This window comes from Acidimicrobiales bacterium, assembly GCA_035512495.1.
GTDB lineage: Bacteria > Actinomycetota > Acidimicrobiia > Acidimicrobiales > CADCSY01 > DATKDW01.
In genome coordinates this window covers 1-3,971 of the sequence record DATKDW010000095.1, presented here as the reverse complement: position 1 = coordinate 3,971, position 3,971 = coordinate 1, and the positions used below count along the sequence as shown (strand labels likewise).

At 70.2% G+C, this 3,971-nt stretch carries 7 protein-coding genes; 5 read left to right on the top strand and 2 right to left on the bottom strand.

Annotated features, from left to right (window positions below; all coding sequences use genetic code 11):
* The first annotated feature begins 242 nt into the window (after positions 1-242).
* The 3 genes from VMN58_13765 (at position 243) to VMN58_13755 (ending at position 1,301) form a co-directional block, all read left to right on the top strand.
* Positions 243-533, top strand: a complete 291-nt coding sequence (locus tag VMN58_13765) for a hypothetical protein (GenBank protein ID HUF34266.1) — start codon at positions 243-245, stop codon at positions 531-533.
* A gap of 148 nt (positions 534-681) precedes the next feature.
* Entirely contained in the window at positions 682-882 is a 201-nt protein-coding gene (locus VMN58_13760; protein ID HUF34265.1) for a hypothetical protein, read from the top strand.
* On the top strand, positions 879-1,301 hold the full coding sequence (locus VMN58_13755; GenBank protein ID HUF34264.1) for a DUF6516 family protein: 423 nt from the start codon (positions 879-881) through the stop codon (positions 1,299-1,301). The genes VMN58_13760 and VMN58_13755 overlap by 4 nt, the downstream gene beginning before the upstream one ends.
* A gap of 62 nt (positions 1,302-1,363) precedes the next feature.
* Here the strand turns inward: VMN58_13755 and VMN58_13750 are convergent, their stop codons facing one another.
* Positions 1,364-2,050: a site-specific integrase gene (locus VMN58_13750; protein ID HUF34263.1), complete on the bottom strand. Its 687-nt coding sequence runs from the start codon at positions 2,048-2,050 to the stop codon at positions 1,364-1,366.
* A 48-nt stretch (positions 2,051-2,098) separates the two neighbouring features.
* On the opposite strand from VMN58_13750, the gene VMN58_13745 reads away from it, so the two are divergent.
* Positions 2,099-2,704, top strand: a complete 606-nt coding sequence (locus VMN58_13745; protein ID HUF34262.1) for a hypothetical protein — start codon at positions 2,099-2,101, stop codon at positions 2,702-2,704.
* A 123-nt stretch (positions 2,705-2,827) separates the two neighbouring features.
* Here VMN58_13745 and VMN58_13740 read toward each other — a convergent pair whose 3' ends face one another.
* Entirely contained in the window at positions 2,828-3,283 is a 456-nt protein-coding gene (locus tag VMN58_13740; GenBank protein ID HUF34261.1) for a lamin tail domain-containing protein, read from the bottom strand.
* A 176-nt stretch (positions 3,284-3,459) separates the two neighbouring features.
* Here VMN58_13740 and VMN58_13735 point away from each other — a divergent pair, with 176 nt between their 5' ends.
* The gene (locus tag VMN58_13735) at positions 3,460-3,822 is read left to right on the top strand and encodes a hypothetical protein (protein ID HUF34260.1); all 363 of its coding nucleotides are present in this window, start codon (positions 3,460-3,462) and stop codon (positions 3,820-3,822) included.
* Positions 3,823-3,971: the final 149 nt, after the last annotated feature.

Genomic DNA, 3,971 nt, shown 5'->3' with positions numbered 1-3,971 from the left:
ACGAGACCTGACCCTGACCGGGTCGCCGGTCAGGGCTGGGGGTTGCCGCCTGGCCGGCGGCGTCCACGGTGGCCACCGACGCCGTGGCGACTACCGCAGTCCCGCCGCGGCGCCGCCCGCGACGCCGCCCGTCGGCTCGCTGCGCCGGCCCCCCTCACCTGGTGGGCCCGCGGAGCGAGCCGGCCCGGCCGCTTCCCCCCGGAGAACACCCCGCGGGCTGCACAACCCACAAGGAGCCCACGATGCTCACCCACCTACCCCCGGTCGTCGCCGCGTCCCCCAACCCACGAGCGCTCAGCCTCTGGAACGACGTCATCGCCGTGACCTACGAGCTCGCCGCGCTCGCCGACACCCCAGCGCGACATGGCCGCCCCGGGCGGCGACTCGAAGCGAGAGGCGTCCGGTCGTACCTGCGACTGCTCCGGCTGCTCAACCTCCCCGAGTGGGGTCCCCACGACCTCGACATGCTCGACTGCATCGCCTGCATCGAACACGCCGCCGCCCGAGCAGTCGCCGGCGACGCCGTCGCCTGAGCACCCGAAGACCGCCCCACGACGGGGCGGTCTTCGCATGTCCACGCTCGAGCCCAGCCGGGTTGACAGAAGGCGCCTTACCGGCGCCGGTCAGCCGAGGAGATACGCCTGCTGCTCTGCTGCCGGAGCAGAACGTACACTGGAGGCCGTGAAGACGAAGCCCGTCATCCGCTACGTCAGCCTCGAAGAGGTCCGGGCCGAAGTCGCCCGCTTCGAGGCGGCGCATCCCGGCATCGGTGCCGACAACTACCCAGACGTCTTCCGTGACGCCAACGGCGAGCTCATCGAGACCGAGGAGTTCTTCGAGATCTCCCAGTCCTACAGCGTGCTCACAGCCCACGGGGGTTGAACTCCGAGCCGCTGTTCCCACCCCACATCCGCAGCTTCGACGCTGCCGTCGAGTTCGTCGCGGGCTGGGTCGACATGATCGGCGGGCACATCACCAGCGAGCTGGCAGTGCTCGACACCGGCCGGACGTTGCGGGTGGCCCCGACGACGGTCACGTTCGCCGGAACGGCGACGGTCCTCACGTTCAGCTTCACCCTCGACGCCGACCTGGTGGCGACGTGGTACCGGTTCGATCTGCGCCGCTCCGACGACGAGCTGCTCTGGCGCCACGACTGCCACCCGGGTCACGAAGACATCTTCGGAGGGCCGCACCACCTCCACATCGGACCCGACGAGGGACACCGCATCGCCGCCCAACCGGTGACCCTCGAGCAGGTGGCCACCAAGATCGTGTCCACCCACGTCAACCTGAGCAGCTGAGCACCCGAGCCAGGTCTTGCCCCGACCTTGGGGCGTCCATCGAGTCACAAGAAACCAGTCGTTCACAGCGACTCCGACCGAGGCAGCGACCAACCCGACCTCGACCACCGGTACCGGCACCGCCACGGACCTCCAGGGCAACCGCCAGTACAGCTTCGAGGTCGGCGACGGCGCCGTGCGTGTCGCGCTCTTTGAAGCGTGGCGAGCAGGGCGTGGTCGAAGCGCCCCGACAGGGTGGTGTCGGCGGCGGTGTGGGCGAGGATGCGTTCGGTCTCGCTGTCGCTGTAGGTGTCGGTGCGCACCTTGAGCTGGGCGGGAGGGCGCACCTGGGTGGCGGGGTTGACGGCACCGGAGATGTCGAGGGTGCGCCAGGTGTAGAACGCCCGGAGGGCGTAGACGCCGACACGGCGGGCGTCGCCGCCGACACCACGCTGCTCTTGGGCTTCGAGCCAGGCTCGGATGTGGGCGGGGGTGACATCGGCGAGGGCGATGTCGGGGTGGGTGTCTGCGAGCCAGGTGGTGAAGAGGCGGGCGTAGCCGCTGTAGGTGTCGGCGGTGCGGGGGCTGTTGTTCTCGACGCCTCGGAGGTGGTCGGCGAACCTGGTGTCGTCACGGCCGGTGACGGTGTTGCCGGCGGCGGGGGCGCTGTGTCCGTCACACGACCGGCCCCAGCTCTGCGGCCGGTGCTCACCGAAATCACCCTTGCCTGCGCCCAGAAGGTCCGCCCCATTGGCTGACCCCTTTGTCATCATGTCCCGGTCGGGCAACCGCCCGACGGACCAGTCAGTGGGGGACGCATGACCGACGACGGCGACGTGACCAGCGCGGGTGATGTGGGGCCAGAGCCCATGAGCACGGACCAAACCGGGGCGCCACGGTGGGCGTTGCTGCTTCTCGGAGGCGGCGCAGCTCTGGTCCTCGGTGCTTTCCTCCCGTGGGTCCGGATCCTGGTGTTCGAGATCAGCGGCGTGACTGCCCGTTGGGGCATCGTCACCCTGCTGGGCGGCATCGTTGTACTCGTTGCCGCATACCAGGCATGGAAGGGCGGACTGCTGAGCGCACGGGCGACCCGGCCGCTGCTCATCGCAGCCGCGGTCGCCGGAGGCATCGGCGTGCTCGTTCCTGCGGCCGTCGCTGTGGAGCTCAAGGAGTCCGTGGCCGAGTCGGAGGTCAGCGAGGACGACTCCTTGGAAGCCGACGGTGGGTTCACCTCTGCGGAAGACGACGAGTTCTTCGACGAAGAGTGGGAAGCGCAGATGGAAGAGTTCGAGCGCTCCATCGCCGAAGCCTTCGCCATCAAGCTCGGCTTCGGCCTCTGGCTGAGCCTTCTCGGCGGCGGCGTGGCGCTGGCCGGTGCCATCGACGCCCTGCGCTCACGCCCTGAGAGGCCCCCGGTGCCGTAGCCCGACCGCGGTAGCGCCGCGCAGGGGCCCCAGAGGCGCCGGCAGCGTGGCGGCAGGCGCTTACAAGAAACCAGTCGGTAACCGCTCTCTCTGAGAGCTGTTGCACGGAACCCCGCCCCCGACTCAGCTCCCGCCAGCGTCGCCGTAGGCGAACCGGGCTACCTCGGTGCCTGCCGCGTCACGCAGCACCACCTCACCGCCTTCGTTGCCCAGCACCTCCGCGGTGAGGCCGACGAAGACGGCATCGTCGTCCGTCTGGCCGGGCCCCGGGTGGAGCCTCAGCTCTGCGTCCACGTCGATCTGGCGGCCGATGCCGAGGGGGAGGCGCTCGCCGTCGGCATCGACCCACCAGCCGCCCATGTCGATGCGGATGGTGGCGTTGTTGCGGATCACCAGGTGCTCGCCGGCGCCCTCGGCGAGGTCGTCGCCGGGAGGGTCGGCCACCACGACGGCGATGTACGCCGTGGAGTAGGTCTCCGCCACGTCCGATGGGAGCTCGTAGGTGCCAGCGGCGCCCGATCCGCCGCCACAGCCGACGAGGACGACCACCACAGCGGAAGCCACGACCCGGTGTCTCATCCCGACATCTTGGCCCGCCCCCGACCCGCCCCCCCGGTCCTCTCCGAGACCGGGGCTCCGGTCGCCTTCGGGCCGGGTTCGCTGTCGCAGCCGGGCGATACGTTGGCGATGTCGGCTCGGAGGCTGCCGTTGAGGCCTCTCGCTTCGTCTGTTCGCAGAGGTGAAGGAGAGTGCCCATGGCTACCGCTGAGGAGCGGCGCCGGCTGCACGACCGCCTGGAGGGGGCGATCGGTGCGGGGTCGGCAGGTACGATGATCGACATGTTGGCCGAGATGGCGACCAAGGACGATGTGGCCGCGTTGGCCACCCGCGCCGACCTGGTCGCGCTGGAGACGAGGATCTTGGCCCGCTTCGACCGGGAAGCCGCTGGGGTGGCGACCCAGATCGCATCGGCGCGCCAGGATGCGGCGGCGCAGTCGGCGGCGGTGCGCCAGGACATCGCCTCGCTGGCCCTCTCGGGCCGGACGATGCTGTTCGGGGTGGCGGCCATCCTCGTGGCCCAGGTGGCTGCCGTCGCCGCCGTCGCTGCCCTGGGCTGAGTGGTTCTGCACGCTCGGCTGGAGCGCCAGCTCCAGCAGCGGCCAACGTCGAGCACCTCTGAGCTGGCGAAGTTGTCCTAGCCGGCCGGTACGATGGGCGGTACTTCCCCCTTCGAAGCGTTGTCAGGTCGAAGGGAGTCCGTCACCAT

Coding starts and splice junctions, on each gene's coding strand:
- VMN58_13765 (HUF34266.1), top strand. CDS start 243: ATGCTCACCCACCTACCCCCGGTCGTCGCCGCGTCCCCCAACCCACGA.
- VMN58_13750 (HUF34263.1), bottom strand. CDS start 2,050: ATGACAAAGGGGTCAGCCAATGGGGCGGACCTTCTGGGCGCAGGCAAG.
- VMN58_13745 (HUF34262.1), top strand. CDS start 2,099: ATGACCGACGACGGCGACGTGACCAGCGCGGGTGATGTGGGGCCAGAG.
- VMN58_13740 (HUF34261.1), bottom strand. CDS start 3,283: ATGAGACACCGGGTCGTGGCTTCCGCTGTGGTGGTCGTCCTCGTCGGC.
- VMN58_13735 (HUF34260.1), top strand. CDS start 3,460: ATGGCTACCGCTGAGGAGCGGCGCCGGCTGCACGACCGCCTGGAGGGG.